General features: G+C 70.8%; 30 protein-coding genes. 8 read left to right on the forward strand and 22 right to left on the reverse strand.

Going from position 1 to position 25,974, the window contains the following annotated elements:
* The first annotated feature begins 77 nt into the window (after nt 1-77).
* On the forward strand, nt 78-632 hold the full coding sequence (locus CP980_RS12355; RefSeq protein ID WP_132756409.1) for a peroxiredoxin: 555 nt from the start codon (nt 78-80) through the stop codon (nt 630-632).
* A gap of 3 nt (nt 633-635) precedes the next feature.
* Nucleotides 636-1,184, forward strand: a complete 549-nt coding sequence (locus CP980_RS12360) for an alkyl hydroperoxide reductase (RefSeq protein WP_099889710.1) — start codon at nt 636-638, stop codon at nt 1,182-1,184.
* A gap of 60 nt (nt 1,185-1,244) precedes the next feature.
* On the opposite strand, the gene CP980_RS12365 is transcribed toward CP980_RS12360, so the two are convergent.
* The 5 genes from CP980_RS12365 to CP980_RS12385 all read right to left on the reverse strand — a co-directional run bounded on the left by CP980_RS12365 (nt 1,245) and on the right by CP980_RS12385 (nt 6,941).
* Nucleotides 1,245-1,928 (reverse strand): hypothetical protein, encoded by a 684-nt coding sequence (locus CP980_RS12365; protein WP_150528170.1) that lies wholly within the window; start codon nt 1,926-1,928, stop codon nt 1,245-1,247.
* Nucleotides 1,912-3,312 (reverse strand): AI-2E family transporter, encoded by a 1,401-nt coding sequence (locus CP980_RS12370; protein WP_132756405.1) that lies wholly within the window; start codon nt 3,310-3,312, stop codon nt 1,912-1,914. Before CP980_RS12370 ends, CP980_RS12365 begins: the two co-directional genes overlap by 17 nt.
* 107 nt (nt 3,313-3,419) lie before the next feature.
* Nucleotides 3,420-4,118, reverse strand: coding sequence for an aggregation-promoting factor C-terminal-like domain-containing protein (locus CP980_RS12375; protein WP_483028301.1), 699 nt, complete (start codon nt 4,116-4,118; stop codon nt 3,420-3,422).
* Nucleotides 4,119-4,544: 426 nt separating this feature from the next.
* Entirely contained in the window at nt 4,545-5,861 is a 1,317-nt protein-coding gene (phoH2, locus tag CP980_RS12380) for an RNA 5'-3' helicase PhoH2 (protein WP_030159550.1), read from the reverse strand.
* A 318-nt stretch (nt 5,862-6,179) separates the two neighbouring features.
* Nucleotides 6,180-6,941 carry an isoprenyl transferase gene (locus tag CP980_RS12385; protein WP_099889713.1) on the reverse strand — a complete coding sequence of 254 codons (762 nt, stop codon included), beginning with the start codon at nt 6,939-6,941 and terminating at the stop codon, nt 6,180-6,182.
* A 129-nt stretch (nt 6,942-7,070) separates the two neighbouring features.
* Here CP980_RS12385 and mgrA point away from each other — a divergent pair, with 129 nt between their 5' ends.
* Nucleotides 7,071-8,108 (forward strand): L-glyceraldehyde 3-phosphate reductase, encoded by a 1,038-nt coding sequence (gene mgrA, locus CP980_RS12390; protein ID WP_132756403.1) that lies wholly within the window; start codon nt 7,071-7,073, stop codon nt 8,106-8,108.
* Nucleotides 8,109-8,239: 131 nt separating this feature from the next.
* Here mgrA and CP980_RS12395 read toward each other — a convergent pair whose 3' ends face one another.
* The gene (locus tag CP980_RS12395; RefSeq protein ID WP_150528171.1) at nt 8,240-8,980 is read right to left on the reverse strand and encodes a prepilin peptidase; all 741 of its coding nucleotides are present in this window, start codon (nt 8,978-8,980) and stop codon (nt 8,240-8,242) included.
* A 70-nt stretch (nt 8,981-9,050) separates the two neighbouring features.
* Here CP980_RS12395 and CP980_RS12400 point away from each other — a divergent pair, with 70 nt between their 5' ends.
* The 3 genes from CP980_RS12400 to CP980_RS12410 all read left to right on the forward strand — a co-directional run bounded on the left by CP980_RS12400 (nt 9,051) and on the right by CP980_RS12410 (nt 11,694).
* Nucleotides 9,051-9,428, forward strand: a complete 378-nt coding sequence (locus CP980_RS12400) for a DUF192 domain-containing protein (protein WP_099889716.1) — start codon at nt 9,051-9,053, stop codon at nt 9,426-9,428.
* A gap of 59 nt (nt 9,429-9,487) precedes the next feature.
* Entirely contained in the window at nt 9,488-10,105 is a 618-nt protein-coding gene (locus CP980_RS12405) for an SMI1/KNR4 family protein (RefSeq protein WP_132756399.1), read from the forward strand.
* A 302-nt stretch (nt 10,106-10,407) separates the two neighbouring features.
* Nucleotides 10,408-11,694, forward strand: coding sequence for an ABC transporter substrate-binding protein (locus CP980_RS12410; protein WP_165937265.1), 1,287 nt, complete (start codon nt 10,408-10,410; stop codon nt 11,692-11,694).
* A gap of 234 nt (nt 11,695-11,928) precedes the next feature.
* On the opposite strand, the gene CP980_RS12415 is transcribed toward CP980_RS12410, so the two are convergent.
* From CP980_RS12415 to CP980_RS12430, 4 genes are all read right to left on the reverse strand, one after another.
* Complete coding sequence (locus tag CP980_RS12415) at nt 11,929-12,555, reverse strand: hypothetical protein (RefSeq protein ID WP_150528172.1); 627 nt, start codon at nt 12,553-12,555, stop codon at nt 11,929-11,931.
* 88 nt (nt 12,556-12,643) lie between these two features.
* A complete protein-coding gene (locus CP980_RS12420) occupies nt 12,644-12,964 on the reverse strand; it encodes a nuclear transport factor 2 family protein (RefSeq protein WP_150528173.1) in 321 nt (106 codons plus the stop codon).
* Nucleotides 12,965-13,103: 139 nt separating this feature from the next.
* Nucleotides 13,104-13,958, reverse strand: a complete 855-nt coding sequence (locus CP980_RS12425; RefSeq protein WP_150528174.1) for a polysaccharide deacetylase family protein — start codon at nt 13,956-13,958, stop codon at nt 13,104-13,106.
* Nucleotides 13,959-14,238: 280 nt separating this feature from the next.
* On the reverse strand, nt 14,239-15,828 hold the full coding sequence (locus tag CP980_RS12430) for an MDR family MFS transporter (protein ID WP_150528175.1): 1,590 nt from the start codon (nt 15,826-15,828) through the stop codon (nt 14,239-14,241).
* Nucleotides 15,829-15,946: 118 nt separating this feature from the next.
* Here CP980_RS12430 and CP980_RS12435 point away from each other — a divergent pair, with 118 nt between their 5' ends.
* Nucleotides 15,947-16,525, forward strand: a complete 579-nt coding sequence (locus CP980_RS12435) for a TetR/AcrR family transcriptional regulator (protein WP_099889722.1) — start codon at nt 15,947-15,949, stop codon at nt 16,523-16,525.
* A 249-nt stretch (nt 16,526-16,774) separates the two neighbouring features.
* On the opposite strand, the gene CP980_RS12440 is transcribed toward CP980_RS12435, so the two are convergent.
* Nucleotides 16,775-17,200, reverse strand: a complete 426-nt coding sequence (locus tag CP980_RS12440; protein ID WP_150528176.1) for a nuclear transport factor 2 family protein — start codon at nt 17,198-17,200, stop codon at nt 16,775-16,777.
* A gap of 95 nt (nt 17,201-17,295) precedes the next feature.
* On the opposite strand from CP980_RS12440, the gene CP980_RS12445 reads away from it, so the two are divergent.
* On the forward strand, nt 17,296-17,853 hold the full coding sequence (locus tag CP980_RS12445; protein WP_132756387.1) for a TetR/AcrR family transcriptional regulator: 558 nt from the start codon (nt 17,296-17,298) through the stop codon (nt 17,851-17,853).
* Here the strand turns inward: CP980_RS12445 and CP980_RS12450 are convergent.
* From CP980_RS12450 to CP980_RS12500, 11 genes are all read right to left on the reverse strand, one after another.
* Nucleotides 17,850-18,497: an OmpA family protein gene (locus CP980_RS12450; protein WP_132756385.1), complete on the reverse strand. Its 648-nt coding sequence runs from the start codon at nt 18,495-18,497 to the stop codon at nt 17,850-17,852. The genes CP980_RS12445 and CP980_RS12450 overlap by 4 nt on opposite strands.
* 4 nt (nt 18,498-18,501) lie before the next feature.
* On the reverse strand, nt 18,502-19,089 hold the full coding sequence (locus tag CP980_RS12455; protein ID WP_150528177.1) for a hypothetical protein: 588 nt from the start codon (nt 19,087-19,089) through the stop codon (nt 18,502-18,504).
* A gap of 28 nt (nt 19,090-19,117) precedes the next feature.
* The gene (locus CP980_RS12460; protein WP_229906940.1) at nt 19,118-19,747 is read right to left on the reverse strand and encodes a pilus assembly protein TadG-related protein; all 630 of its coding nucleotides are present in this window, start codon (nt 19,745-19,747) and stop codon (nt 19,118-19,120) included.
* The gene (locus CP980_RS12465) at nt 19,744-19,944 is read right to left on the reverse strand and encodes a hypothetical protein (protein ID WP_150528178.1); all 201 of its coding nucleotides are present in this window, start codon (nt 19,942-19,944) and stop codon (nt 19,744-19,746) included. The genes CP980_RS12460 and CP980_RS12465 overlap by 4 nt, the downstream gene beginning before the upstream one ends.
* A gap of 110 nt (nt 19,945-20,054) precedes the next feature.
* Entirely contained in the window at nt 20,055-20,741 is a 687-nt protein-coding gene (locus tag CP980_RS12470) for a response regulator (RefSeq protein WP_132756377.1), read from the reverse strand.
* Entirely contained in the window at nt 20,738-22,012 is a 1,275-nt protein-coding gene (locus CP980_RS12475) for a sensor histidine kinase (protein WP_150528179.1), read from the reverse strand. Before CP980_RS12475 ends, CP980_RS12470 begins: the two co-directional genes overlap by 4 nt.
* A 3-nt stretch (nt 22,013-22,015) precedes the next feature.
* Entirely contained in the window at nt 22,016-22,909 is an 894-nt protein-coding gene (locus tag CP980_RS12480) for a DUF5936 domain-containing protein (RefSeq protein WP_132756373.1), read from the reverse strand.
* A 16-nt stretch (nt 22,910-22,925) separates the two neighbouring features.
* Nucleotides 22,926-23,864: a type II secretion system F family protein gene (locus CP980_RS12485; protein WP_150528180.1), complete on the reverse strand. Its 939-nt coding sequence runs from the start codon at nt 23,862-23,864 to the stop codon at nt 22,926-22,928.
* Nucleotides 23,861-25,207, reverse strand: coding sequence for a TadA family conjugal transfer-associated ATPase (locus CP980_RS12490; protein WP_132756369.1), 1,347 nt, complete (start codon nt 25,205-25,207; stop codon nt 23,861-23,863). The genes CP980_RS12485 and CP980_RS12490 overlap by 4 nt, the downstream gene beginning before the upstream one ends.
* 7 nt (nt 25,208-25,214) lie before the next feature.
* Nucleotides 25,215-25,568, reverse strand: a complete 354-nt coding sequence (locus CP980_RS12495) for a TadE/TadG family type IV pilus assembly protein (RefSeq protein WP_132756367.1) — start codon at nt 25,566-25,568, stop codon at nt 25,215-25,217.
* Between the two features lies 1 nt (nt 25,569).
* Nucleotides 25,570-25,974 (reverse strand): TadE/TadG family type IV pilus assembly protein, encoded by a 405-nt coding sequence (locus CP980_RS12500; RefSeq protein WP_132756365.1) that lies wholly within the window; start codon nt 25,972-25,974, stop codon nt 25,570-25,572.

Here is a 25,974-nt window from a genome sequence, read left to right on the forward strand (position 1 = left end):
GCCAGCATGTGAGACACGTCCAACCCCTCAGGGAAAGCCCCAAAAGGGACCACTTTCCCTTCTCGCAAGGAGAGCACGTGCTCACTGTCGGTGACAAGTTCCCCACCTACGATCTGACCGCTTGCGTCTCGCTCGAAGCCGGCAGCGAGTTCGCCCAGATCGACCACAAGACCTACGAGGGCAAGTGGCGCGTGGTGTTCTTCTGGCCGAAGGACTTCACCTTCGTCTGCCCGACCGAGATCGCCGCCTTCGGCAAGCTGAACGACGAGTTCCAGGACCGCGACGCCCAGATCCTCGGCGTCTCCGGCGACTCCGAGTTCGTCCACCACGCCTGGCGCAAGGACCACGCCGACCTGCGTGACCTGCCCTTCCCGATGCTGGCCGACTCCAAGCACGAGCTCATGCAGGCCTGTGGCGTGCAGGGCGAGGACGGCTTCGCGCAGCGCGCCGTGTTCATCGTCGACCAGAACAACGAGATCCAGTTCACGATGGTGACCGCCGGTTCCGTGGGCCGTAACCCCAAGGAGGTCCTGCGGGTCCTCGACGCCCTGCAGACCGACGAGCTGTGCCCCTGCAACTGGAACAAGGGCGAGGGCACCCTGGACGCCGGCGCGCTGCTGGCCGGTGAGTGACGGATGTCCCTCGACTCCCTCAAGTCCGCCATACCGGACTTCGCCAAGGACCTGAAGCTGAACCTCGGCTCGGTCATCGGCAACGCCGACAGCAACGGCACCCTCTCGCAGCAGCAGCTGTGGGGCACCGTCCTGTCCTGCGCGATCGCCGCCCGCTCCCCGCGCGTCCTGCGTGAGCTGGAGCCGGAGGCGAAGGCGGCCCTGTCGCCGGAGGCGTACACCGCCGCCAAGTCCGCGGCCGCGATCATGGGGATGAACAACGTCTTCTACCGCACCCGCCACCTGCTCTCCGACCCGGAGTACGGCACGCTGCGGGCCGGCCTGCGGATGAACGTCATCGGCAACCCGGGCGTGGAGAAGGTCGACTTCGAGCTGTGGTCGCTCGCCGTCTCCGCGATCAACGGCTGCGGCCAGTGCCTGGACTCGCACGAGCAGGTCCTGCGCAAGGCCGGCGTCGACCGCGAGACGATCCAGGAGGCCTTCAAGGTCGCCTCGGTGATCCAGGCCGTCGCGGTCACCCTCGACGCCGAGGCCGCCCTCGCCGCCGAGTAGCGGTCCGCGTACGCGCACCAGGGCCCCCGCAGCCGTTCCCGGCCGCGGGGGCCCTGTCGTTCACTTGCGCAGGGCCGCCATGAGGGTGCGCATGTCCTCGATCATCGCCGCCTCGACGGCGGCCTCGTCCGGCTCCGGGACGTCGGGCCCTCCGTACCACTGGACGGTGAGGCTGAAGGCGGCGCCCCCGTCGAGCACTTCGAGCCGTGAGCCGCCGACCCTGCGGGTGAGCAGCGACCGCTCGCCGAGCCCGGGCACCTGCTCCACCTCGCCGCCCGAACTCGCCATGGCCCCTCTGCCGCCGAGGACGGTGGGTCCGGCGCCGAACTCCGAGCGGGGGTCGGCCTTCTTGTGCAGCTCGACCAGCACCTCGGCCTCGTACGACAGGCGGTCGTCGACGTAGGGCGCGCCGTACGAGCAGTACGCCCAGTCGAGCGCGGGGTGCTCCTCGTGGCGCGCGTTGTCCCCCGCGAGCCGCGTGGTGGAGGCGGAGACCGCGGTCAGCTTCACCTTGCACAGGTCCTCGGCGTGCCGGTACGCGATCCGCGGCGGGCGGTCGCCGAAACGATCCTGCGCCACCAGGACACCGGCCCATACGGCCGAGGCCGCCACGGCCCCGCCGAGCGCCCATAACCAGGCCGTACGGGGCCTCCGTACGCGCTCGCGCGGGGCGCCGGGCTCCTCGGCCGCCGTGGCCGGCCCGTCGCCGCCCCACTCCCCCGCGAGCTCAGGCTCGCTGATCACGCCCGGCCTCCCGGGCGGCCTGCTCGACCGCCGTCGAGCCGTGCGGACCCGGGCCGATGGCGGCGGCGCCGTGCAGGAGCTGGTCCCGCGAGTAGGCCCTCAGGTAGACCACCACCGTATTGGTGACGGCGACCAGCGGGACCGCCACCACCGCCCCGCCGATGCCCGCCACCATCCCGCCCGCGGCCACCGCCAGCACCACCGCGAGCGGGTGCACCCGTACCGCCCGGCCCAGGATGAAGGGCTGGAGCACGTGCCCCTCGATCTGCTGCACGGCCAGTACGACCGCCAGCACCATCAGCGCGGTCCACGGCCCCTGGGTGACCAGGGCGACGACCACCGCGAGGGCGCCGGAGACCACCGCTCCGACGAGCGGGATGAACGCGAAGAGGAAGATGAAGACGGCCAGCGGCACCGCCATCGGCACCTTGAGGAAGTAGATGCCGAGGCCGATGAAGATGGCGTCGATCAGTGCGACGAGCACCGTTCCGCGCACGTATGCCGTCAGCGTGCGCCAGGCGCGCGGACCGGCGCCCGCGACGCCCGGGCGGGCGGCGGCGGGGACCAGGCCGAGCACCCAGGTCCAGATGCGCTTGCCGTCGTAGAGCAGGAACAGCGTCGAGAACATCGCGAGCAGCATGCCGGTGAGCACCTCGACCAGTACCGTCACGCCCTGGAGGCCGGCGGAGGTGATCTGCTCGGTGTTGGTGCCGATCGTCTCGCTGAGGTTCTTCGCGATGTCGTTGATCTGCTTCTCGGTCACGTGGAACGGGCTGTCCAGCGCCCAGGTCTTGAGCTCGTTGATGCCCTCGCGGACCCGGTTGGACAGGTCGTCGAGGTTCTCCATGACCTGCCACACCACGAACCAGCCGACCAGCCCGATGACCACGAACCCGAGGATCGCGGTCACGGCCGTGGCCAGCCCGCGCGGCAGCCCGAGGCGGCGCAGCCGGACCACGAAGGGCTGGAGCAGTGCGGTGACGAGGAGGGCGGCCGCGAAGGCGAGGACGACCAGCCGGACTTCGCTGATCACCTTCATCACGACCCAGAGCATCCCGGCGAGCAGCAGGAGCCGCCAGCTGACCTCGGCGGCGACCCGCATGCCCCACGGCACCACGCTCACGGGGTCGGGGCGCCCGCGCAGCGCGGGCGGGTGCGGGGTGTGCGCCGGGTGGCCGGCGTGCTCGTCGGCGGGTGTGCCGGGTGCCGGGTCCGGCGCGCCGGTGCCCGCACCCTCGGGGGCGGCGCCGGGAGCCGCCGTGCCCGGGACCGCGGCCGCGCCGATGCTCTCCGCCTCGACCTCGGCACGGCGCGCCTGGAGCCGCGCCTCCATACGGCTCAGCCTGTTCCCCAGCCGGCCGAGCCAGCCTGCCCTCTTCACCATGTGTTTCCCTTCCCCCGCCCGTGTACCCGCCTCGAAAGACCGTACACGCGAGGAGCCCCGCACCGTAGGACGGTGCGGGGCTCCTCGAAGTTGAGCGGAGGCGGGCTCTAGTACCAGCCGTTGGCCTGGTGGAAGCTCCAGGCGGCGCACGGGCTGTGGTAGCGCTCGTTCATGTAGTTGAGGCCCCACTGGATCTGGGTGGCCGGGTTGGTCCGCCAGTCGTCGGCGACCGAGGACATCTTCGAGCCCGGGAGCGCCTGGACCAGACCGTACGCGCCCGAGGACGAGTTCACGGCCTTGTAGTTCCAGGTGGACTCCTCGTTGATGATGTTCGAGAAGCACTGGAACTGACCGGCCGGGACGATCTGCCGGGCGATCTCCTTGACCTGGGCGACCGTGTAGGAGCTCTGGACCGCGAAGTCGCCGGCGCTGCGGGCCGCGGAGCGGGAGGCGATCTGCTCCTTCTCCTCGCGGTCCTTCTTCGCCTTCTCGTCGGCGGCCTTCTGCGCTTCGGCCTTCTTGGACTTGGCGTCCTCGGCGGCCTGGATGCGGGCGGCTTCCTCGGCGACACGCTTGGCGTCGGTGTCCGCGCCCTGGGCGATGGCGTCGGCCTGCTGCGTCAGGGACGCGCTCTGGACCTGCGCCTGCTCGCCGACCGGGATGTCGGTGAGGAGGGTCGCCCCGGACGCGGTGGTCTCGAGATCGTTCGAGGCGGGGTCGCCAGTGGCAACACCCACGACTGCGCCAACGGTGGTGACTGCGGTGGCCGAAGCCACTGCGAATCCCCGGACCGAGATCCGGCTCACACGGTGTCCTTCCAGCAGCGTCCGCAGTGACCGGGCGGGCGCAATAGTGCCCCTCGACACTGGCCTCCGTGGAACTGTGATCACTGGAAGCGCGGGCCCGTGGGCAACTCCCCTGCGGGGGCTGCCGCGTGAAGACTCGGGCGGCATACGGCGAACGACTCTGGAGTTGTGGTGCTGCACGTACCGCCCGTTGCAGTAACGGGAGATACACAAGTGCCGTATGCGGGGCCTGACGGAAAACAGACTCTGCCGGACCCCGACACCGCAAGGCAATTCTCCGTTGCGTGTGAAAGGTCACACCAGGCATGTTGCCGTTGGTTTCCGCAAAGGGCTGTGCAGCACGACGCCGCCCGGCTAGGCTCTCGTGCCTTTGCCGGGCGGCGCCAACTCACCTTGCCGCTATGGGGTTTTTGCCCCCGTGCGCGGTTACAGCGATTCGAGCATCTCGGTCACCAGCGCGGCGATCGGGGAGCGCTCGGAGCGGTTGAGCGTGACGTGCGCGAAGAGCGGATGCCCCTTCAGCTTCTCAACGACGGCGACCACTCCGTCGTACCGGCCGACCCGCAGGTTGTCCCGCTGGGCGACGTCATGGGTCAGAACGACCCGAGAATTCGCACCGATCCGGGACAGAACGGTCAGAAGGACATTGCGCTCCAGCGACTGCGCCTCGTCCACGATCACGAAGGCGTCGTGCAGCGAGCGCCCGCGGATGTGCGTGAGCGGCAGGACCTCCAGCATCCCCCGGTTCAGCACCTCCTCGATGACCTCGCGCCCGGCCACCGCCGAGAGGGTGTCGAAGACCGCCTGCGCCCAGGGGCTCATCTTCTCGGACGCGTCCCCGGGCAGGTAGCCGAGGTCCTGGCCGCCCACCGCGTACAGCGGCCGGAAGACCATCACCTTCTGGTGCTGCCTGCGCTCCAGCACCGCCTCCAGGCCCGCGCACAGCGCCAGCGCCGACTTTCCGGTGCCGGCCCGGCCGCCCATGGAGATGATGCCGATCTCCGGGTCGAGCAGGAGGTCCAGGGCGATGCGCTGCTCGGCGCTGCGGCCGTGCAGTCCGAAGGCCTCGCGGTCGCCCTTGACGAGCCGTACGTTCCCGTCGGGAGTGACCCGGCCCAGGGCCTTGCCGCGCTCGGACTGGATGACCAGCCCGGTGTGCACGGGCAGTTCCGCGGCCTCCGGTACGTACAGCCGCTCCTCGGAGTAGAGCAGGTCGACCTGCTCCCCGGAGAGTGCGAGCTCGCTCATGCCGGTCCAGCCGGCATCGGTGATCGCGAGCTCCGCCCGGTACTCCTCGGCGAGCAGCCCCACGGAGGAGGCCTTGATGCGCAGCGGGAGATCCTTCGAGACGACCGTGACGTCGTATCCCTCGGCCTGGAGGTTGCGGGCGACCGCGAGGATCCGCGAGTCGTTGTCCCCCAACCGGAAGCCGGCCGGCAGGACGCCCGGGTCGGAGTGGTTGAGCTCGACACGGAGGGTGCCGCCGAGATCGCCCAACGGGATGGGGGCGTCGAGGCGACCGTAGCGAACCCGGAAGTCGTCGAGCAGGCGCAGGGCCTGACGGGCGAAGTAGCCGAGTTCGGGATGGTGCCTCTTTGCCTCCAGCTCGGTGATCACCACGATCGGGAGCACGACCTCGTGCTCGTCGAAACGCGTGATCGCGTTGGGGTCTGCCAGCAGGACGCTGGTGTCGAGGACGTAGGTCCGCCTGTCGGGCAGGCGGCGCTTTGTGCTGGTCACCACGGAAGGACGTACCCCCTCGGAAGAGGTCGGGCCATGAAGACCGGACCGGTCATCGGCACCCCTGCGGGGCCGATTTCCGGCCCTCCCACTTCGTCCGTGCGAACCGCACGTGCGTCCTGGTGCAAAGGGCCTCCCGGGCGGACGACCCCATGTCGCCCGCTGAGACTCGACACCCGTGGATCGGGCATCGACCTGAAAGGGATATTCCCCGATCAGGCCCGGCCATGCCATGGCATATGACGGACGCTCGGTGAATCCCAGGTGAAGGCCTTGCCGGGGGGACGGCCGGGGCCGAGGGGGCGTCAGCCCGCCCGGCGGTCAGGCTCCGTAGCGCCGGTGGCGGGCGGCGTAATCGCGCAGGGCGCGGAGGAAGTCGACCTTGCGGAAGGCCGGCCAGAAGACCTCGCAGAAGTAGTACTCCGAGTGGGCGCTCTGCCACAGCATGAATCCGGACAGCCGCTGCTCGCCGCTGGTGCGGATCACGAGGTCCGGGTCGGGCTGGCCGCGCGTGTAGAGGTGCTCGGCGATGTGGTCGATGTCGAGGATCTCGGCGAGCTCTTCGAAGGAGGTGCCCTTCTCCGCGTGCTCCAGCAGCAGCGAGCGGACCGCGTCGGCGATCTCCTGGCGGCCGCCGTAGCCGACCGCGACGTTGACCAGTATCCCGTCCACGTCATGGGTGGCCTGCTCGGCCTCCTTGAGCACGGACTGGGTCTGCGCGGGGAGGATGTCGAGGTTGCCCACGTGGTGGACGCGCCAGCGGCCGTCCGAGGCGAGCCCCCGGACGGTGTTCTCGATGATGTTGAGCAGCGGGCGGAGCTCGACCTCCGGCCGGTCCAGGTTGTCCGTGGACAGCATCCACAGGGTGACGACCTCGACGTCCGTCTCGGTGCACCAGCCCAGCATCTCGGAGATCTTGTCGGCCCCCGCCTGGTGGCCCTGCTCCGTCGTACCTCCGGACGCCTTCGCCCAGCGCCTGTTCCCGTCCAGGATCACGCCGATGTGCTTGGGCGACGCGTCATGGTCGAGGCGGCCTTCCACCCGGCGTGCGTAGAGCCTGTACACCAGGTCGCGCAGCTTCACGATCTTCCAGCCCCTCCGTGCAATGCCCCCGTGCGAATTGCGGTCCCTCCCCCGAGTCCGCCACATTACTGCGCGTTGGGATCGGGTACCCAACTCGGTCTGTCACAAGTCCGTGATAGGGAGGACAACGTGACTGATAACAATCCCTATCGGGCAGAGCCCTCGCGCTACGACTCCATGGAGTACCGGCGCACCGGCCACAGCGGCCTCAAGCTCCCCGCCATCTCCCTCGGCCTCTGGCACAACTTCGGCGACGACAAGTCCCTGGAGTCCCAGCGGGCGATCCTGCGCCGGGCCTTCGACCTCGGGGTCACCCACTTCGACCTGGCGAACAACTACGGCCCGCCCCCCGGCTCGGCCGAGCTCAACTTCGGGAAGATCTTCGCGCAGGACTTCGCCTCCTACCGCGATCAGCTGATCCTCTCCACCAAGGCCGGCTACTTCATGCACGAAGGCCCCTACGGCGAGTGGGGCAGCCGCAAGTACCTGATGAGCTCGCTCGACGCCTCGCTCAAGCGGATGGGCGTGGACTACGTCGACATCTTCTACTCGCACCGCTTCGACCCGCAGACCCCGCTGGAGGAGACCATGGGCGCGCTCGCGTCCGCGGTCCAGCAGGGCAAGGCGCTGTACGTGGGCGTGTCCTCGTACACGGCCGCACAGACGGCCGAGGCCGCGCGGATCCTGCGCGAGATGGGCGTCCGCCCGCTCATCCACCAGCCCTCGTACTCCATGATCAACCGCTGGACGGAGGAGGACGGGCTGCTGGACACCCTGGAGGAGGCCGGCATGGGGTGCATCTCCTTCGCGCCGCTCGCCCAGGGGCTGCTGACCGGCAAGTACCTGAAGGGCATCCCGGAGGACTCCCGGGCCGCCGCGGGCAAGTCCCTCAACCCGGACCTGCTGTCCGAGGACGTGGTCCGCCGCCTGGCCGGCCTGAACGAGATCGCGGCGCGCCGCGGGCAGTCGCTGGCGCAGCTGGCGCTGAACTGGGTGCTCCGGGACGAGCGGATGACCTCGGCGCTGATCGGCGCTTCGAGCGTGTCCCAGCTGGAGCAGAACGTGGCCGCGCTGGGCGGTGCGCCGCTCTCCGAGGAGGAGTTGAAGGAGATCGACTCCTTCGCGGTGTCCACCCCCGGCACGAACATCTGGGCCCAGCGCGGCTGACCTGCGCTTTTCGGCGTGGGGTGGGGGAAAGAAAAAACGGGCCGGTCCGTGGGGGGGATACGGACCGGCCCGAGGGGGGGGTTCCACCATAACCCTTCGTAAAGCCTGATGCGTGCATCGGCGCAAGATGATTACGCTCCGAAACCACCCAGCAGCACTCCGGTGAGGGCTCCGGCCGCCATGAAGGGGCCGAACGGGAACGCCGTACGGCGGCCCGCGGAGCCCCGCAGCACAAGGGCGAGCCCGTACAGGGCGCCGTAGAGGAAGCCGAGGAAGGCTCCGGCGGCCCATACCCCCCAGCCGTACCACCCAATAGTGACCCCGAGCGCGAGCGCGAGCTTGACGTCGCCGAAGCCCATGCCGGCGGGGTTGAGGAGGAACAGCAGGAGGTACGCCCCCGCGAGCGCGCCGCCGCCGGTCAGCGCCCCGGTCCAGGAGCCGGCGGCGCCGGGTAGCAGCGCGGCCGCGCCGAGCCCGAGCGCGAGGGCCCCGGCCAGGGGCAGGGTCAGCACGTCGGGCAGCCGCTGTACGGCGAGGTCCACGAGGGCCAGCAGGAGCAGGACCGGCGCCGCGGCGACGAACACCGCCGCTTCGGGCCGCCCCCCGACGGCCGCCCCCAGCACCCCGCACAGCACCCCGGCGAGGGTGGCCGTCCCCGCGGGGGCCGTTCCGTACCGGTGGGCTGGGGTTGCGGCCCCGCCGCCGCGGCAGTGCGGCGGGCCCAGCCAGCCGGGAATCGGGTGGCCCTCGGGGCAGCGGTCCCGCCACCGGGCGTCCGGGTCGACCGACAGCCGGTACGCCGCCCGCGGCAGCAGCAGCCCCGCGGCCGCGCCGTAGGCGACCGCCGCGGCGGTGATCACGAGCAGACCCATCCGCCGACCGTAGGCGCGCAGTCCCCCGCCCGCATGGGCCCGGGGGCCCAACCGCCCCTACTCTGCCGCCATGAGCACCAGCAACGGCCTCCTCCGGCTCGGCCCGGACCTGCCGGCGGTACCCCTGGAGATCGCGGACACCTACCGGGCCCGCACCCGGGGGCTCCTCGGCCGCGACGGCATCCCCGGCGCCGCCCTGCTCCTGACCCCGGCCGGGAGCGTGCACACGTTCCGGATGCGGTTCGCGATCGACGTGGCGTACCTCGACCGCCGCCTGCGCGTCATCGCGCTGACCACCATGGCCCCGAACCGCCTGGGGCTGCCCCGACCGCGCTCCCGGCACGTCCTGGAGGCCGAGGCGGGCGCCATGGCCGCCTGGGGGCTGCGCGTCGGGACGCAGCTGTCCGTCGAGGGGCCGGCCGGTCCGACCCGTCTCGGCAGCGGCTAGGCCGTGGGCGGGGACGGCGGTAGGTTGGGGCGGTTGAGCTGGGGTCTCAGGGGAGCGGCATGACGGAGAACGCGCGGATCAAGGCGCTGGAGCAGATCATGCCGGCGACGCACGGCGCCGACGAGGACATCGACTGGCCGACCGCCGAAGCCGTTTGGCGCACCCGGTTCCCGGCCGACTTCATCGCCTTCATGGGCCGCTTCGGCGCCGGCTCCATCAACGGCGAGGCCAGCATCCTCCTCCCGCTGCCCAAGCCCGGCCTCCAGTGGGACCCGGCCGAGATGGCCGAGGAGACCGCCAACGCCCGCCAGCTCTGGGAGGCGGAGGGCGGCCGGGCCGCCTTCGGCGTCGACCCCGAGTCGATCATCGCGTGGGGGGTCACCGGCGGCTCCGACATCCTCTGCTGGCTCACGACCGACCCCGATCCGGACCGCTGGCCGGTCCTGGTGGCCGGCCGGCACACCGCCGACGCCTTCGCGGTGTACCCGTACGGCATGGCGGAGTTCCTGTACCGGCTCTGCTCCGACGAGTTCGACGTGAGCCCGGTCAGCATCACCTTCTGGGACGGCGGGCACCTCAGCTTCGTGCACTGGCGCAAGGCCCAGCGGCGCTGGCAGGAGGGCCGCAACCCCGAGACGGGCGAGCCCGACCCGTACGCGGGCGACTTCGCCGACTGAACCGGGGCCGCGGCCGCAGCCGGCCCCTGACCTGATCCGGCCCCTCCACCCGTTCCACCGCCCCAATGGGCCGGAACCGGGCGATTCGGCATGTCTACGCGCGTCCGATTTGTTGATCACATATCGGAAAACACCAGCCGGAAAAGCCGCACTTGGAGCATTGACCACAAGTTCCGCCCCAATGGAATCAACCGCCCGCGCACAGGAGAGAATTCCGGCCAACGGGCCACGGACGGACACCCCAGCCCGGAGCAACTCATAAGTAGTAACGGGACTCAAAAGAAATTCAGGGGAATACACCCGTGCAACGAAGAATTTTCGGCCCGAGTGCGACCGCGGTCGTGCTCGGTCTGCTGATCCCACTGTCCGGATGCGGCGGTTCAGGCAACAGTGCAGGTGACAGCGGTACGCTCCGTCTGGTCGCCGCGGAATACGGGGACAACCAGGCCACCAGTTCCAAGGCCTTCTGGGACAAGGTGACGGCGGATTTCACCAAGACGAACCCCGGCATCAAGGTCGAGGTCCAGCTCCTGCCCTGGGCGGACATCGACCGCGAGGTCTCCCGGATGGTCAAGTCCGGCAATGCGCCGGACATGGCCCTCATGGGCTCGTACTCGGACTTCGCGGCGCAGGACAAGCTCTATTCCGCGGACGAACTCCTCTCGGTCACCGCCGAGGCCAACTTCCTCCAGCCGCTGGCCGAGGCCGGCTCGGTCGGCAACACCCTCTACGGCCTGCCGTGGGTGGCGAGCAGCCGGCTCCTCTTCTACAACCAGGGCCTCTTCAAGCAGGCCGGCGTGAGCGAGCCCAAGACCTGGTCCGACCTGAAGTCCGCCGCCAAGGCGCTCAAGGAGAAGGGCGTCAAGTACCCGTACGCCCTCCCTCTGGGCCCCGAGGAGGCGCACGCCGAGGCGATGATCTGGGAGCTGAGCAACGGCGGCGGCTACGCCGACAGCAGCGGCAACTACAACCTGGCCTCCGACCAGAACATCCTGACCTTCCGCTGGCTCAAGGACAACCTGGTCGGCCCCGGCCTGACCGGGCCCGTCCCGCCGTCCCAGCTCAACCGCGCCGACGCCTTCGCCGCGTTCACCCGCGGCGAGGTCGGCATGCTGAACGGCTACCCGCAGCTCCTGCACGAGGCGCGTGCCAAGGGCATCGACGTGCGCACCGCGGCCATGCCGGTCGCGGACAACCTCGGTGCCGGGGAGAGCCCGCCGGCCGTGGGCGTCGCCGACTGGATGATGGCGTTCAAGCAGCACGGCAAGCGCGTGGAGATCGGCAAGTTCCTGGACTTCGTCTACCAGGACAAGAACCTGACGGACTTCGCGAACCGCTACCACTTGCTGCCCTCGACCGTCTCGGCCTCCCGCAACCCCTCCGGCGCCGGCCTCGACAGCAACGACCAGTTCTTCCTGACCGCCCTGCGCGGTGCGCAGTTGTACCCGGTGAACGACCCGTCGTGGGTGACGGTCAGCGACACCATCAAGCGCAACATCGGGCGCGCCGTGGAACCGAACGGCGACCCGAAGACCGTGCTGGACGAGATCGCCGCCACGGCGAACGAGGCGAGCAAGAAGCAGCACTGACCGCAAGAAACACCGAACTCCAGCTCCGACACAGGACTTTCGACCCTGCCGCACCCCATCCCATGCGACAGAATGACTGCGACGGCTCTTGATCCAAGGCCGCGGACCAGTCGCCGCCGACCACCCACAAGGTGTGCGGGGCGGCCGGCCCTCTCCCCCGTAGCCCCGCATCCCCGTGGTCCCGCATCCCCGTGGTCCCGCATCCCCCGTGGCCCCGCATGCCCCGTATCCGGGTCAGACCTTGCCGTTCTCCGTCGAGAACGCCGTCCGGTACTGCTCGCAGCTGGAGTCCCAGCGCAGCGTGCCCGTGAGCGTCCCGTAGCCCGAGCGCGTGACCGACCACTCCACCGTGTACTCACCGGTGTCGCAGGCGACCCGCTTCCCGCCCGGGACCTTGGCACGCCCCGTCGCCGGCCGGTCCGCCAGCTCCTGGTGCACCTCGACGGCCTTGGCGCGGTCCGAGGCGCGGCGCAGTACGGCGTGCACGACGATCGGGTGCTTGCCGTCCTTCGTGGTCACGGCCTTCTTCACCAGCGTCGAGTCCGACACCGCCCAGCCGAAGTCGAACGACGGCTGCCACGCGAGGGTCTTGGGGTCGGCGACGCGCCGCTCGTAGTCGGGGGCGCCCGACGGACCGGGGCGGGTGACCGTCTTGTACTGCACTCCGGGGTAGAAGCGGAACTGCCCTTCCACCTTGTGCATCTCGTCCTTGGTCCACTGCGACTTCATCGCCTTCTCGCCGCCGGACGGGTCCTGGAGGTACGAGCCGTCCGCGGCGGTGGCGGCCGCCTGGCCGAGGGCGGGGGCGAGGGCCGCCGCGGCGGCGGCGAGGGCGATGGCTGCGGTACGGGTGCGCTTCATGCCCGGTCCAACGGGGGCCAGCGGGGGCCGGAACGAGGCCGGGCGCGCTTTCACCCGTACGGGATGGACGTACGGGTGGCGCGTCGGCTCAGGCCTGGGCGGTCTCGAAGCGGGTGACGCGGCCGCCGTCGGTGACGAACCGCCAGGCGGTGCGCATCTCGCCCCAGGTGTCGTTGCGGTAGTCGACGACGAGGGCGAGGCCGTCGTCGGACTCGCTCGCGACGTCCATGTGCCCGTTGGAGGACCAGATCTCCTTCTCGGCCCACTGGGCGACGTCGCGGTCCGAGCCGTCGTCGGACATGGTGGCGTCCGGGGCGAGGACGGCGGAGAAGGCCTTCTGGTCGCCGGCGTTGACGGCGGTGACGAAGGCGCGGACGGTGGGGTCGGTCAGCTCGTTCGGCGCGATCACGGGGGCCTCCTGGGCGGTCGTACGGGCCGTCGCGCGGCCGGCGTGCGGCCGCCGTACGGGTGGGCTGTGTGCGCGACCAGGGAACACCGCGGGCGGCGGCGGGGCGGCGACCTTCACCCGTTCGCCGCCGGACGGCGTGTCAGGAGCCGTCCGGGGCCGTGCGGACGGGGAATCCGGTGGGGCGGCCCTGGTCCTTCAGCCAGGCCAGCACCTGGTCGAGGGCCTCGACGGTCTGGGCGCGGTTGCCGCCGCCGTCATGGAAGAGGACGGTCGGGCCGTTGCCGATCTCGCTCTTGACGGCCTTGACGATGGCGGCGGCGCCGGGCTTGCCGAAGTCCTTGGTGTCGACGTTCCAGCCGAGCGGGCGCATGCCGTTCTGGGCGGCGATGCGGCGGCTGTCGGGGGTGAACGCGCCGCCGGGGGCGCGGTAGTACTCCACCTCGGCGCCGCCGCCCGCCGCGTCCTCGATCATCTTCTTCGCCTCCAGGATCTGCCGCTCCTGGTACGCGACGGGCTTCTTGCCCATGCCCGTGTCGTGGTCCGTGGTGTGGTCGCAGAGCCGGTGGCCGGCGGCGACGACGCGCTTGACCAGGTCGGGGTGGGCCTTGGCCTGCGGCCCGATCATGCAGAAGGTCGCCTTGACGTCGTGCTTCTTCAGCACGGCGAGGACCTTGGGGGTCCACTGGGGGTCCGGGCCGTCGTCGATGGTGATGTTGACGGCGTCGCCTCCGCCCTCGGAGGCGTGGGCTATGTCCTCGGGTATCCGCGACTGCGGCGCGCCGCCCGCGCCTTGGGCATCGCCGCCCTTCGCCCCGCCGTCGGGGGTCCGGCGTGACGCGTTCTCGTGCGCGGGCTGCCGTCCGGCCCCGGCCCCTTGTCCCGGGCCGGCGAAGGTCGCCGCGCCCCACACCGTGCCCGCCACCGCTGCGGCTGCCGCCACCACGGCCACCCCGGCCCGGACGCCCTGCTTGTCCCCGCGCGCCTTGAAGCCCATGAACTGTCCCCTCCCGGTCCGTTCGCGTGTGCGCTCTCCTCTCCATGACGACCCGTGAGGCAGACGGGTTCCCGCCAATTCCCCCATAAAATCCGAATAACGGGACCTTGGTCCTTGATCCTCCCGATTTGGACCCCATCGGAAACGGGACGGAACCAGATCAACCTCCCCCGCATCACACGCGCTCACCCGCCCCGTGGGCCACTGCTTCAGCCCACGAAAAAGCCCGGCCCCGGCGGAAGATCCGCCGGGGCCGGGCCCGTGGTACTGGTGCGGTGCGTCAGTGGGCGAGCGACTGCGCCGGGGACTGGGCCGCGCTGCCGTCGGCCTCGTCGCCGGGCTTGGCCGGGCCCGCGCCCCGCAGCGGGACCTCCTTGACGAACCAGGCCGCGACGAAGCCCAGTACGGCGACACCCGCGCCGAGGAGGAACGCCGAGTGCGTACCGGCGGCGACCGCGTGCTGGTAGGCCTCGCGGATGACCGGCTTCAGCTTGGCAAGGCTGGCGGCGTCGAGCTGGGCCGAGCCCGCGGCGGTCGCGGCACCCGGGCCGAGGCGCTCGGTCATGGTCTGGGTGACCTGGCTGGTGAACAGCGAGCCCATCAGGGCCACGCCGAACGAGCCGCCGAGCGTACGGAAGAGGGTGGCCGAGGAGGAGGCGACGCCCATGTCCTTCATGTCCACGCTGTTCTGCGCGACCAGCATGGTGATCTGCATCAGGAAGCCGAGGCCGGCGCCGAGGATGGCCATGTAGACGCCGGACATCAGTCGGGTGGTGTCGGTGTCCATCTGCGCGAGCAGGAAGAGCCCCACGACCATGAGCGCGCCGCCGATGATCGGGAAGATCTTGTACTTGCCGCTGCTGGTGGTGACCCGGCCCGCGATCAGCGAGACGACCATCATCGAGAGGAGCATCGGCAGGAGCAGCAGACCCGAGTTGGTGGCGGAGGCGCCCTGGACCGACTGCTGGAAGAGCGGGAGGTAGAGCACGCCGCCGAACATCGCGAAGCCGACGAGGAAGCCGATGACCGACATGAGCGTGAAGTTGCGGCTGCGGAAGATGTGCAGCGGCATGACGGGCTCGGCGGCCTTGGTCTCGGCGAAGAGGAACGCGGCGATCGACACGATGCCGACGACGATCAGGCCGATGATCTGGCCGGAGCCCCAGGCGTACTCGGTGCCGCCCCAGGTCGTGACGAGCACGGTGGAGGTGATGGCCACGGTGAGGAGGGCCGCACCCAGGTAGTCGATCTTCGGGCGCTGCCCGCCGGTCTTCTTCGGCAGGTGCAGGACCGCGGTGACCATCGCGAGGGCGACGGCGCCGAGGGGCAGGTTGATGTAGAAGGACCAGCGCCAGCCGAGGTGGTCGGTGATGGTGCCGCCGACCAGCGGGCCGCCGATCATGGCGAGGGCCATCACGCCGGCCATCATGCCCTGGTACTTGCCGCGCTCACGCGGCGGGATCAGGTCGCCGATGATCGCCATGACGCCGACCATCAGACCGCCGGCGCCGAGGCCCTGGACGGCGCGGAAGCCGATCAGCTGGGCCATGTCCTGGGCCATGCCGCTGAGCGCGGAGCCGATCAGGAAGATCACGATGGAGGTGAGGAAGGAGCCCTTCCGCCCGTACATGTCGCCGATCTTCCCCCAGATGGGGGTCGAGGCGGCGGTGGCCAGCGTGTACGCGGTGACCACCCAGGAGAGGTGCTCCAGGCCGCCGAGCTCGCCGACGATCGTCGGCATCGCGGTACCGATGATCATGTTGTCGAGCATGGCGAGGAGCATTGCGATCATGAGAGCCATGAGGACGACACGGACGCTGCGTGGCTTCACCTCCTCGGAGATCTCCGCCGCACTTATGTTTTCAGCCATGTCACTCCCCGTTTACCCACGTGCTCCGGGCCCTTACTTGCCGCCCGGCTAGTTGACTACACTGGGGAAGGTAGACCCGCCACTAGCCGGGCGTCAAGTAAGTAGTTTGGGGAGAGCCATGTCCAGCAGCAGTCCGCAGGCGCGCCGCGGCAATACGCGCCAGCGCATCCAGGACATCGCACTGGAGCTCTTCGCCGAGCAGGGGTACGAGAAGACGTCGCTGCGCGAGATCGCGGAGCGGCTGGAGGTCACGAAGGCGGCGCTTTACTACCACTTCAAGACCAAGGAAGACATCATCATCAGCGTCTTCGAGGACCTGACCAGGCCGATCGACGAGCTGATCGAGTGGGCGGAGCAGCAGCCGCGGACGCTGGAGACGAAGCGCGAGGTGCTGCGCCGCTACAGCGAGGCGATGGCGGCGGGCTCGCCGCTGTACCGCTTCATGCAGGAGAACCAGGCGACGATGCGGGAGCTGAGCATCGGCGAGACGGTGAAGCGGCGGCTCTTCACCCTGGTGGAGCTGTTGCGCACGGAGGACGGGCCGCTGACGGACCAGGTGCGGTGCGTGAGCGCGCTGTTCACGCTGCACGCGGGGATGATGTTCCTCCAGCACGTGGAGGGCGACCCGGAGGAGACCCGGCAGGCGGCCCTGGAGGTCGCGACGGACCTGATCACCCAGGCCCACCAGGCGTCCTGAGGAGGGGGCCGGCGGTCGGGGGCCGGGGCGGGGCGCGGTTACCTGTCCCCGTCGCCCACGTCGCCCACGTCGTCCACGATGCCCATGAGCGGGGGGCTCATGCACGGTCGGGCTGCGCGGCAGCTCGGGGCGGCGCGTGGCGAGGCAGCGCGAGCCCGTGCCGCCGCGCCGGGCCTCCTCGCGGGGGAGGTGGCGAGTGCTCGCGCCGACACATACGGCGGTGCGGGACGCGGCACGCCCGGCGGCGGATCAGGTGAGTCGGCGCTCCTGCGCGGTGATCGGGATGTCGTTGATGCTGGCCTCGCGGCGGCGCATCAGTCCGTCCCCGTCGAACTCCCACTGCTCGTTGCCGTGGCTGCGCCACCACTGGCCGGAGGCGTCGTGCCACTCGTACTCGAAGCGTACGGAGATGCGGTTGCCGGTGTACGCCCACAGCTCCTTGCGGAGGCGGTAGTCGAGCTCGCGCTCCCACTTCTCTGCGAGGAACTCGCGGATCTCCTCGCGGCCGCTGAGGAAGCGGTCGCGATTGCGCCAGAACGAGTTCTCGGTGTACGCGAGGGCGACGCGCTCGGGGTCGCGGCTGTTCCAGGCGTCCTCGGCGGCCTGGACCTTGGCGCGGGCGGATTCCTCGGTGAAGGGCGGCAGGGGCGGGCGTACGGCGGCGGGGTCGGGCATGGCGGTCTCCTCGGTCGAGGGGGTGGAGAACGAACGTTCTCGACCATAGAGAACGGCCGTTCTCGAAGCAAGCGGTCCTGGGCTACGCTGCCTTCATGGACGACGAAGAGGCCCGGACCCGGCTGCTGGACGCGGCGGAGGCGCTGTTCTACGCCGAGGGCATCCAGGCCGTCGGCATGGACCGCATCCGCACGGAGTCCGGCGTCCCGCTCAAGCGGCTCTACAAGGTCTTCCCGGCCAAGGAAGCCCTGGTCACGGCCTATCTCGACCGCCGCGACCGGCGCTGGACGGCGAGCCTGCGCGGCGCGGTTTCGGGGGCCGCCGATCCGGTCGAGGCGGTCGGGGCGGTCTTCGAGTGGCTGGCGCGGTGGTTCTCGGAGCCGGACTTCCGGGGCTGCGCGTTCCTGAACGCGTACGGGGAGCTGGGCACCGGCCCCGCCGCGGTGTTGGACGTCGTACGCCGCCACAAGACGGAGCTGCGGGAACTGCTGGCGGACGCCGCCGGGCCGGGGCGGGGCGACCTGGCGGACCAGCTGCTGATCCTGGTCGAGGGCGCGACCGTGGTCGCCGCCCTCGACCCCGGCCCGGACCCGGCCCGCCGCGCCGCGGCAGCGGCGGCGACGCTGATGCGGGCGGGGGGCGGACGGGGTTAGCTGCCGCCGGCTGGGGTGGTGCGGGGGAAGGTGATCTCGACCCGGCGGTTCTTCTTGCGGCCTTCCTCGGTGCCGTTGTCGGCGATCGGGTAGTCCTCGCTGTAGCCGCGGACGTCGTAGACGACGCCGGGGCTGGTGACGGTCTTGGCGAGCTCGGCCTGAACGGCGTCGGCGCGCTGCTTGGAGAGCTCCTTGCCGTGCTCGTAGCTGCCCTGGTCGTCGGTGAACCCGAAGACCCGGACGCGGGTCGCCTTCTGCGTGTTGATCTCGTTGGCGATGGCCTGTATCCGGGCGGCGGCCTGGGCGTTGAAGACGGCACTGTTCTCGGGGAAGAGCACCTCGGACTGCAGGGCCATCATGACGGTCTGGTTGGTCTCCTGCCGCCGCTGCTCACCCCCGAGGTCCTCGACGACCTCGGCGATGTCCAGCACCTTGACCGGAGCCAGGGTCCCGCCCTGGGGGATCTTCAGGCCGGGCGCGTTGGAATCGATGGGCACCGGTGCGGCAGCGGAGGGTTCCGTGCCGGGGGGTGCGGACGGCTTCGCGTCGTCGGCGTAGGCGCTGGTCGCACCCAGCACATGGGCACCGGCGATGACGAGGCCGGCGACGGCTGTCGCTGCGGAGACGCGGTGGCGTTTATTCATGGGGTCACCCGGAGATTTTGATGGTGGCCGTGGCGAAGGTGGGGAGGTTGAAGTCCACCTGAGTGGTGTTGTTCGGAGGCACCGGGAACTGTGCAAAGAAGGGCACCGTCTGGCCGGCATCGATGACGGTCAGCCCGGTCGTGCACAGACATCTGCCGTCGGTGTCACGCAGCACGTAGTACCGCTTCTTGCCCGCCTTGTCGACCAATGTGACACCCGCGACCGAGGCTCCGCTGCTGTTGAGTTCGTTGCCCCGCCACGCCGCGGTACTGGCGAAGGCCTGGCTTCCCGTGTTCTTCAACTGGCCGCTGACCGTGAGGAAGCCGCCCGCGTCACGCACCGCCGAGTTGATGGTGAGGGTCATGCCGTTCTCACCGTTGACGGTGGCGAGCACTTCGGTCGGCGTGGGCGCGGGGCTGCCGCTCGGCTCCTGCGACCGAGGTGCGGCTCCCTGGGAGTTCGACGACGGGCTCTGGGCCGCCTTGGGCTTGCTGTCGTCACCCCCTCCGCATCCGGCCATCGTGATCGCCAGAACCGCCACAGACACGGCGGCCGCTCCCCCGCGGAACTTCGCCGAGTGCCGAATGCTCATCTATGCCGCTTCCTTCTCTCATTCACTGTCAATCGACCAAACGCACGTCAAACAGGGTCCTGGCGATCTTGCGCCAGGGGTCGGGCTTCGAAGGGTCCACCACCAGGTCTTTCCCGCCCTTGCACTTGAACGTCACCGGCAGCGCCGGAGTCGGGCCCTGGGTGGGCGTCGGGGACGGGGTGGGGGCAGGCGCCGGAGCGGCGTCCAGGGTGCAGCGCGGCTCGATCGCCGCGGTTGCCTTCGCCCGTCCATGCACGCTGCCGGTACCCGGAACGACGGACTTCCCGACCGTCCCGTTGGTCGTCGCCTCGACCGCGAACCCGCGAGCCCGTGGAGTGCAGGTCGCCGACGCGTCGTTCTTGGCTGCGAAGCTGCTCGCTTCCGCGCAGGAACCGGTCGAGTCCAGCAGTTCCCCACGAAGGATCCTCTCCCAGTCCTCGGGTTCGAACTTCGCGAAGTCCACGCCCGGGACCAGGTGGTCTCGGGCGTCCCGCGCGGCTGCGAGGGCGGCCGCGTCGGCGGCACCTTGCGCGTTGCTGCGCGTGAGTGCCGCCTGCCCGAAGACGAAGAAGGCGAACGCGGCGAAAAGCATCCCCGCCACCAGCACGATGTAGAGGGGGAATGCCTGTCCTCGTTCGTCGAACTTCGCCGAGATCACCGCCCCGCGGTGACCGCGGTGACCGCTGCGGCGATCCGGTTGGTGATGGCCTGGCCGATGCCCGTGCCCACGATCGCGCCGATGATCACTACGACCACCAGGATGATGCCCAGGTACTCGAAGGCCGTCTGGCCTCGGTCCTGGGTGGGCTTGGTGGCGTACCGCTTCCGCATCCTCGCCAGGGTGTTCTGCAACATGGGGGTTTCCTCCCGGGCCGGTGGCGCTGTTGGTTTGCGGACCGTACGGGGAGTCACCGGTGTTAACCAAGGGTCCCGGGGCCCAATTACGGACCCACTGCGCACTCCGTCTACCCATGGCCGCCCACTCCTGGACGGGCGGTTCCCAGCCAGCGGGCTATCGCCCCGCTGCGGCTCGTGCTCTGGAGCTTCGCGAAGATGCGGTTGATGTGGTTCTTCACCGTCTTCTCGCTGATGAAGCAGGTGGCGGCGATCTGCTGGTTGCTCATCCCGGACGCGATCAGATCCATGATCTCAACCTCCCTCGAACTCAGGCCGAAGAGAACCGAGTTGTGCAGCCGCTCAGGAGAGCGTGTCACATTTCGTTGCGGTTGCGAAGAGGCGCGGAGTTCCGCGAGGAGTGCGCTCGCCGCCGTCGTCGTGAAGTGGGCACGGCCCTCGCGGACGTCCCGGACCGCCCGGACCAGGTCTTCCGGCGTGAACTCCCCGTGGACCAGGTAGCCGCCCGCGCCCAGCAGGAGCGCTTCCCGGACCACCTCCGCCTCCTGGCTGTACGTCAGCATCAGTACGGGCGCCAGCTGTACGAGGTGCGGCAGCGCCGAGATGCCGTCGACGCCCGGCATGCGCACGTCCAGCAGGATCACGTCCGGGGCGTGGCTGCGGGTCAGGCTCAGGGCCTCGCGGCCGTCCGCGGCCTGGGCCACCACCTCCATGTCCTGGGCCGTCTCCAGGAGCGACGCCAGGCCCGCCCGTACGACCGGGTTGTCGTCCGCGATCAGGACGCGGAGCGCGGTCACGGGCCCCCCTCCCCCGTGGCCTCCGGGAGCGGGAGGTACAAGGCCACCGTCGTCCCGGGGCCGGGCCGTCGGGCCGCGACCGTCAGCCGGGCGCCGATCGCCTCCGCGCGTTCCTCCATGCCGAGCAGGCCGTAGCGGCCCGGGACGTGCCGGGCGTCCGGCGGGAGGCCGCGTCCGTCGTCCTCGACCGTCAGGGTGAGCTCCCGTCCGCTCGCCCGCGCCGTGACCGTCACCCGGGAGGCTCCCGCGTGGCGCCGGGCGTTCTCCAGGGCCTCCGAGGTGATCGACAGGATGTGGTGGGCGGTCCCGGCGGGAACCTCCGGAAGAGCGCCCCGCACCCGCAGCTCCGCGTCCGCGCCGGCCAGGCGGCGCAGTGCGGCCGGCAGGGAGAGCCCCGCGCCCTCCCCCCGCAGCTCCGTCAGCAGGTCCCGCGACTGCGCCGCCGCCGCGCGGGCCGCGCCCGAGAGGAAGAACGCCTGGCGGCGCACGGTCGCCGGGTCCGAGGTGCGGGCCAGGGCGTCCGCCGCCAGGGCCAGGCCGTGCAGGGTCTTCGCCACCGAGTCGTGCATCTCGCGGGCCAGGTGGTCACGTTCGGCGCGTACCGCCTCGGCCACCGCGAGCCGGGCCCGCGCCTCCGTCAGGGCCTGGCCGGCCGCGCCGAAGCGGAAGAGGAGGTCCCGCAGCGAGGCGCCGGCCGCGCCCGCCAGCAGGCACAGCGCGGGCAGCGTCGGGCCGCCGGCGAGGGCGGCCACGGCCACCGCCGCCGTCGCCGCGTACACCGCCGAGCCGCGCCACCCGTGGACCAGCCCGGCCAGCAGCGGAGTGCAGAGCACGGCGAAGCCGAGCGGGGACTGCGGCCTCGCCGTGACCAGCAGCAGCCCGCAGCACCCCAGGTCCGGGGCCAGCAGCCAGCGGTGGCGCAGCAGCAGCGGCCCGAAGCGCTCCCAGTCGCGGAAGAGCACGTACGAGAGCATGAAGGTGAGCAGGACCGCGCAGCCGACGAGGTACTTCGGCCCGCCGTCCGCCGTGCCGGCCAGCGCCAGCGGCGCGCCCAGGCCGATCATCACCATCCGGAACGCGAACACCCGGCGGCACAGCGCCCGGAGCGCATGGGACTGGAGAGCCGGGGACTGAAGTGCCGGGGGCTGGAGAGCCGGGGGCTGGAGAGCCGGGGACTGGAGTGCCGGGGAGGGCTCCCCCGACTCCCCCGCCTTCCCCGCCTTCTTTCCGCGTACGGACAGCCCCGCCAGGGGGACGTGGAGGACCGCCATGGTTCACCCGCCCCCGAGCAGCGCGCCGAAGTCCACGTCCGCGCCGTACACGAAGCCGCACACCAGCAGGATCAGCGTCCCGGGCAGCATGAACATGGTCACCGCGAAGGTGGCCTTGGGGACCGCCCGGGCCGCCCGCCGGCGGGCGTTCTGGGCGTCCGTACGGCGCATGTCCTCGGCGATCGCGATCAGCGTGTCGACGATCGGCGAGCCCAGCTCCTCGCCCTGCTGGAGCGCGGTCACGAACTGCGCGACCTGCTCGGAGTCGTTGCGCCGGCGCAGCTCGTCGAAGGCCTGGCGGCGGCTGACGCCCATGTCCATCTGTTGCAGGGTGATCCGGATCTCGTCGGACCAGGGGCCCTCGTACTTGGCCGCCACCCGCTCCAGCGCCTGCCGGAAGCCGAGCCCCGCGCTGACCACGACCGCGAGTACGTCCAGGAAGTCCGGCAGCGTCCGCTCGATGTGGTCGCGCCGGACCCGGATCGCCGACCACAGGCCGACCTCGATCCAGAACAGACCGAACGCGACCATCAGCAGGGCCGGTACGAGCTGCCCGTTGATCAGCATCGAGAAGGCGCCGAGCGCGCCGAGGAACCCGTACACCGCGCGGCGCGCCGCGTACCGGTCGATGGTCAGGCCCGCCGGATTGCCCGCCAGGTCGATCTGGCGGCGTTTGCGGGCGACCCGGTTCGGGCCCATCAGGCGCAGGACGAGCGGCGCCCAGCGGATGCCCAGCCGGTCGACGGCCGATCCGACGGCGGTCGTCCGGGTGGCGCCGACCTCCAGGGCGAGCGCGAGGTCGCTCGGCAGTTTGACCTCGGCGCGGTAGAGGCGGATGCCGTGGAACACGCCGAAGACCGATGCGCCCAGCAGTACGGCGAGCAGCAGAGCCGTCATGTGCGTCGTCGCCCCCTCATACGTCGATCTTGGAGAGCCGGCGGATCAGGACGAAGCCCAGCGTGAAGAGCCCGATCGCCACCAGCACGGCCGTCTGGCCGACGAACGCGCCGGTCATCCGGTCCAGCGCGCCCGGCATCATCGTGTTGACCAGCAGCAGCGAGCCGAGTCCGATCGCCGGTACCAGGTAGGCCGTCACGGTCACCTGGGAGAGCTGGGTGCGGACCTCGCGCCGCGTCTCCTTGCGCTGCTCCAGCGTCACGGTCAGGTTGCGCAGGCTGCCGACGATCGCGCCGCCCGCCCGCGCGGACAGCACGAGGGTGGAGACCAGGACGACGAGCTCGCGCGAGGGCAGCCGTTCGGCGATCTCGCCCAGCGCCTCGTCGATGGAGTGGCCGACGGCGAGGCGGTCGGCCACGCGTGAGAGTTCCTCGCCCGCCGGTGCCTCCAGCTCCTCCGCCGCTATGGCGATGGCCGTACGCAGGGCCAGCCCGGCCTGGGTGGCGTTGGCGAGGATGCGGGCGAGTTCGGGCAGCTGGTTGATGAACCGCTCGCTGCGCCGGGCCCGCTGCCAGTTGAGGAAGGCGTCGGCCGCCCACAGGCCGATCAGGGCGGCGACCGGGCCGAAGAACGGGGCCAGGAAGCTGGCCGCGACCAGCCACACCCCGGCCACCGACAGCAGCACGTAGACGAAGAACTCGCCGGGGGTGAGGTCCAGGCCGGTCACGGCCAGCTTCGTCTCGATCCGCTTGCCGAGCGCGGTCCGGCGCAGCCGCCGGTCCACCCCGGGGAAGCGGCGCCGGCGGCCCGACCGCTCCGGTGCGCCGTCGGCGGCGAGGCGCTCGATGAGGGCGGCGCGCTGGGCGCGGCCGGCGGCGTACGCCTGGACGCCCGCGACCACGAGGACGCAGGCCAGCAGGGTGGTGCCGAGGGTGAGGAGGATCAGTGGGTTCACAGGACGGTCCGGGTGATGCGGGTGGCGAGCTGGTCGTCGGACATGGCGACCCCGAAGGCCTGCGGGATCGGCTGGTTGTTCATGTAGAGGCGGTCCGCGATCCGGCGCGGCAGCGGGAAGTACTCGAAGTACCCGTGCACGCGGCCGTCGGCGCCCATCGGCTGGGCGGCGAAGCGGCAGACGGTGGTGATGCGGAAGGGTTCACGGCCGTGCGAGTCGAGGATGGCGATCTCGGTGAGGCGGCGCGAGCCGTCGCCGAAGCGGGTCAGCTGGACGACCACGTTCACGGCGCTGTTGATCTGGTCCTGGAGGGCCTCGAAGGGGACCTCCACCTCGGACATCGAGGCGAGGGTCTGCAGGCGCATGAGCGCGTCCTCGGCGCTGTTCGCGTGGACGGTGGCCAGGGAGCCGTCGTGGCCGGTGGACATCGCCTGGAGCATGTCGAGGGTCTCGCCGCCGCGGACCTCGCCGACGATGATGCGGTCGGGGCGCATGCGCAGGGAGTTGCGTACGAGGTCGCGGATGGTGATCCGGCCCTTGCCCTCCACGTTCGCCGGGCGGGATTCGAGGCGGATGACGTGCGCCTGCTGGAGCTGGAGCTCGGCCGAGTCCTCGATGGTGATGATCCGTTCGCCCTCCGGGATCAGGCCGGAGAGGGCGTTGAGGAGCGTGGTCTTCCCGGTGCCGGTGGCCCCGGAGACGATGACGTTCATCTTCGCCTGGACCAGCCCGGACAGCAGCAGGAGCATCTGCTCGTCCAGCGAGCCCAGGGCGATCATCTCGTGCAGGGTGAACGCGCGCGGGAAGCGGCGGATGGTGAGGGTGGCGCCGGTCAGGGACAGCGGCGGGATGATCACGTTGACGCGTTCGCCGCTGGGCAGGCGGGCGTCGACCATCGGATTGGCCTCGTCCACCCGCCGGTTGACGGTGGAGACGATGCGCTCGATGGTCTGCATCAGCTGCTCGTGCGAGGCGAAGCGCAGCGGCAGCTGCTCGACGCGGCCGGCGCGCTCGACGAAGATCTGGTCCGGTCCGTTGACCATGATCTCGGAGATCGAGGCGTCTTCGAGGAGCGGTTCGAGCACGCCGAGGCCGAGCGCCTCGTCCACGACCCGGCGGATCAGCTGCGCCCGCTCGACGGTGGACAGGACGGGGCCCTCACGGCTGATGATGTGTCCGAGTACGCGCTCCAGCCGGGCGCGGCGCTCGGCGGGCGCGAGCGCCGACATCTCGGCGAGGTCGATCTCCTCCAGCAGCTTCGCCCGGTACGCGGAGACCAGCCGGCCGTCCTCGCGGGGGCTGTGCCGGTCGTCCGGGGTGTTGACACGGGAACGCAGGCTCATGGTGCGCTCACCCCTCCGGATCGTCGTTGGGCATGACGGCCGTGGCCGTGGCCGGGTCGATGGAGAAGCCCGGCACGATGGACCTGATCGGGATGCTGACCTTCGCGGTCACCGCGTCGGAGCTCGACACCACGTCGACGGTCGCGTCGAGGCCCGAACTGATGGCCGCCGTTCCCGCCGCCGACCCGGCGCCCGGGTTGCGGGCCTCCACCCGGGCGGCGGTGCGCGCGGCGGTCTCGGCCTGCTGGTGGACGTAGCCCACCCAGCCGAGCTGGATCCCGCAGAGCGCGACGAACAGCAGGATCGGGATGAAGCCGATGTACTCCAGGGCCACTTGGCCCCGGTCCCGGTCTCGTCTCACCTCAGTCCTCCTCTTCCTTCGGGGAGCCGCCCTCGCCCGTGATCGGGATGCCGATGTCGAGGCCCGGGAAGAAGACCGGGAGGTTGAGCTTTACGGTCGCCTTGTAGACGTCGCCCGCCGCCCCGCACTCCACGCCCATGCTCCAGGCGCCCCCGACGTGCCGCCGGGCCGCGGCGTCACACGCCCCGCCGCCGTGCACCGCCCCCACCCGGGCCGCCTCGTCCGCCGCGTTGCCCGCCAGGGAGAACGCGTACCCGATCAGTACGCACTCCCACACCGCCGCCACGAGCAGCAGGATCAGCGGCACCATGCCGACGAACTCGACCGCCACCTGCCCGCGGTCCCGCCGCCCGGCAGGGGCGCCACGGGCGGCCCCGGCCCTCCCGGCGGGTCTGCGCGCGGGCAT

This window comes from Streptomyces vinaceus (genome assembly GCF_008704935.1).
Classification (GTDB): domain Bacteria; phylum Actinomycetota; class Actinomycetes; order Streptomycetales; family Streptomycetaceae; genus Streptomyces; species Streptomyces vinaceus.

What these genes read in the sequence shown, in the direction of transcription:
- CP980_RS12360 (WP_099889710.1), top strand. Translation starts at nt 636, where the DNA reads ATGTCCCTCGACTCCCTCAAGTCCGCCATACCGGACTTCGCCAAGGAC.
- CP980_RS12370 (WP_132756405.1), bottom strand. Translation starts at nt 3,312, where the DNA reads ATGGTGAAGAGGGCAGGCTGGCTCGGCCGGCTGGGGAACAGGCTGAGC.
- CP980_RS12395 (WP_150528171.1), bottom strand. Translation starts at nt 8,980, where the DNA reads ATGGGTCTGCTCGTGATCACCGCCGCGGCGGTCGCCTACGGCGCGGCC.
- CP980_RS12400 (WP_099889716.1), top strand. Translation starts at nt 9,051, where the DNA reads ATGAGCACCAGCAACGGCCTCCTCCGGCTCGGCCCGGACCTGCCGGCG.
- CP980_RS12405 (WP_132756399.1), top strand. Translation starts at nt 9,488, where the DNA reads ATGACGGAGAACGCGCGGATCAAGGCGCTGGAGCAGATCATGCCGGCG.
- CP980_RS12415 (WP_150528172.1), bottom strand. Translation starts at nt 12,555, where the DNA reads ATGAAGCGCACCCGTACCGCAGCCATCGCCCTCGCCGCCGCCGCGGCG.
- CP980_RS12425 (WP_150528174.1), bottom strand. Translation starts at nt 13,958, where the DNA reads ATGGGCTTCAAGGCGCGCGGGGACAAGCAGGGCGTCCGGGCCGGGGTG.
- CP980_RS12430 (WP_150528175.1), bottom strand. Translation starts at nt 15,828, where the DNA reads ATGGCTGAAAACATAAGTGCGGCGGAGATCTCCGAGGAGGTGAAGCCA.
- CP980_RS12435 (WP_099889722.1), top strand. Translation starts at nt 15,947, where the DNA reads ATGTCCAGCAGCAGTCCGCAGGCGCGCCGCGGCAATACGCGCCAGCGC.
- CP980_RS12440 (WP_150528176.1), bottom strand. Translation starts at nt 17,200, where the DNA reads ATGCCCGACCCCGCCGCCGTACGCCCGCCCCTGCCGCCCTTCACCGAG.
- CP980_RS12445 (WP_132756387.1), top strand. Translation starts at nt 17,296, where the DNA reads ATGGACGACGAAGAGGCCCGGACCCGGCTGCTGGACGCGGCGGAGGCG.
- CP980_RS12450 (WP_132756385.1), bottom strand. Translation starts at nt 18,497, where the DNA reads ATGAATAAACGCCACCGCGTCTCCGCAGCGACAGCCGTCGCCGGCCTC.
- CP980_RS12455 (WP_150528177.1), bottom strand. Translation starts at nt 19,089, where the DNA reads ATGAGCATTCGGCACTCGGCGAAGTTCCGCGGGGGAGCGGCCGCCGTG.
- CP980_RS12465 (WP_150528178.1), bottom strand. Translation starts at nt 19,944, where the DNA reads ATGTTGCAGAACACCCTGGCGAGGATGCGGAAGCGGTACGCCACCAAG.
- CP980_RS12475 (WP_150528179.1), bottom strand. Translation starts at nt 22,012, where the DNA reads ATGGCGGTCCTCCACGTCCCCCTGGCGGGGCTGTCCGTACGCGGAAAG.
- CP980_RS12480 (WP_132756373.1), bottom strand. Translation starts at nt 22,909, where the DNA reads ATGACGGCTCTGCTGCTCGCCGTACTGCTGGGCGCATCGGTCTTCGGC.
- CP980_RS12490 (WP_132756369.1), bottom strand. Translation starts at nt 25,207, where the DNA reads ATGAGCCTGCGTTCCCGTGTCAACACCCCGGACGACCGGCACAGCCCC.
- CP980_RS12500 (WP_132756365.1), bottom strand. Translation starts at nt 25,974, where the DNA reads ATGCCCGCGCGCAGACCCGCCGGGAGGGCCGGGGCCGCCCGTGGCGCC.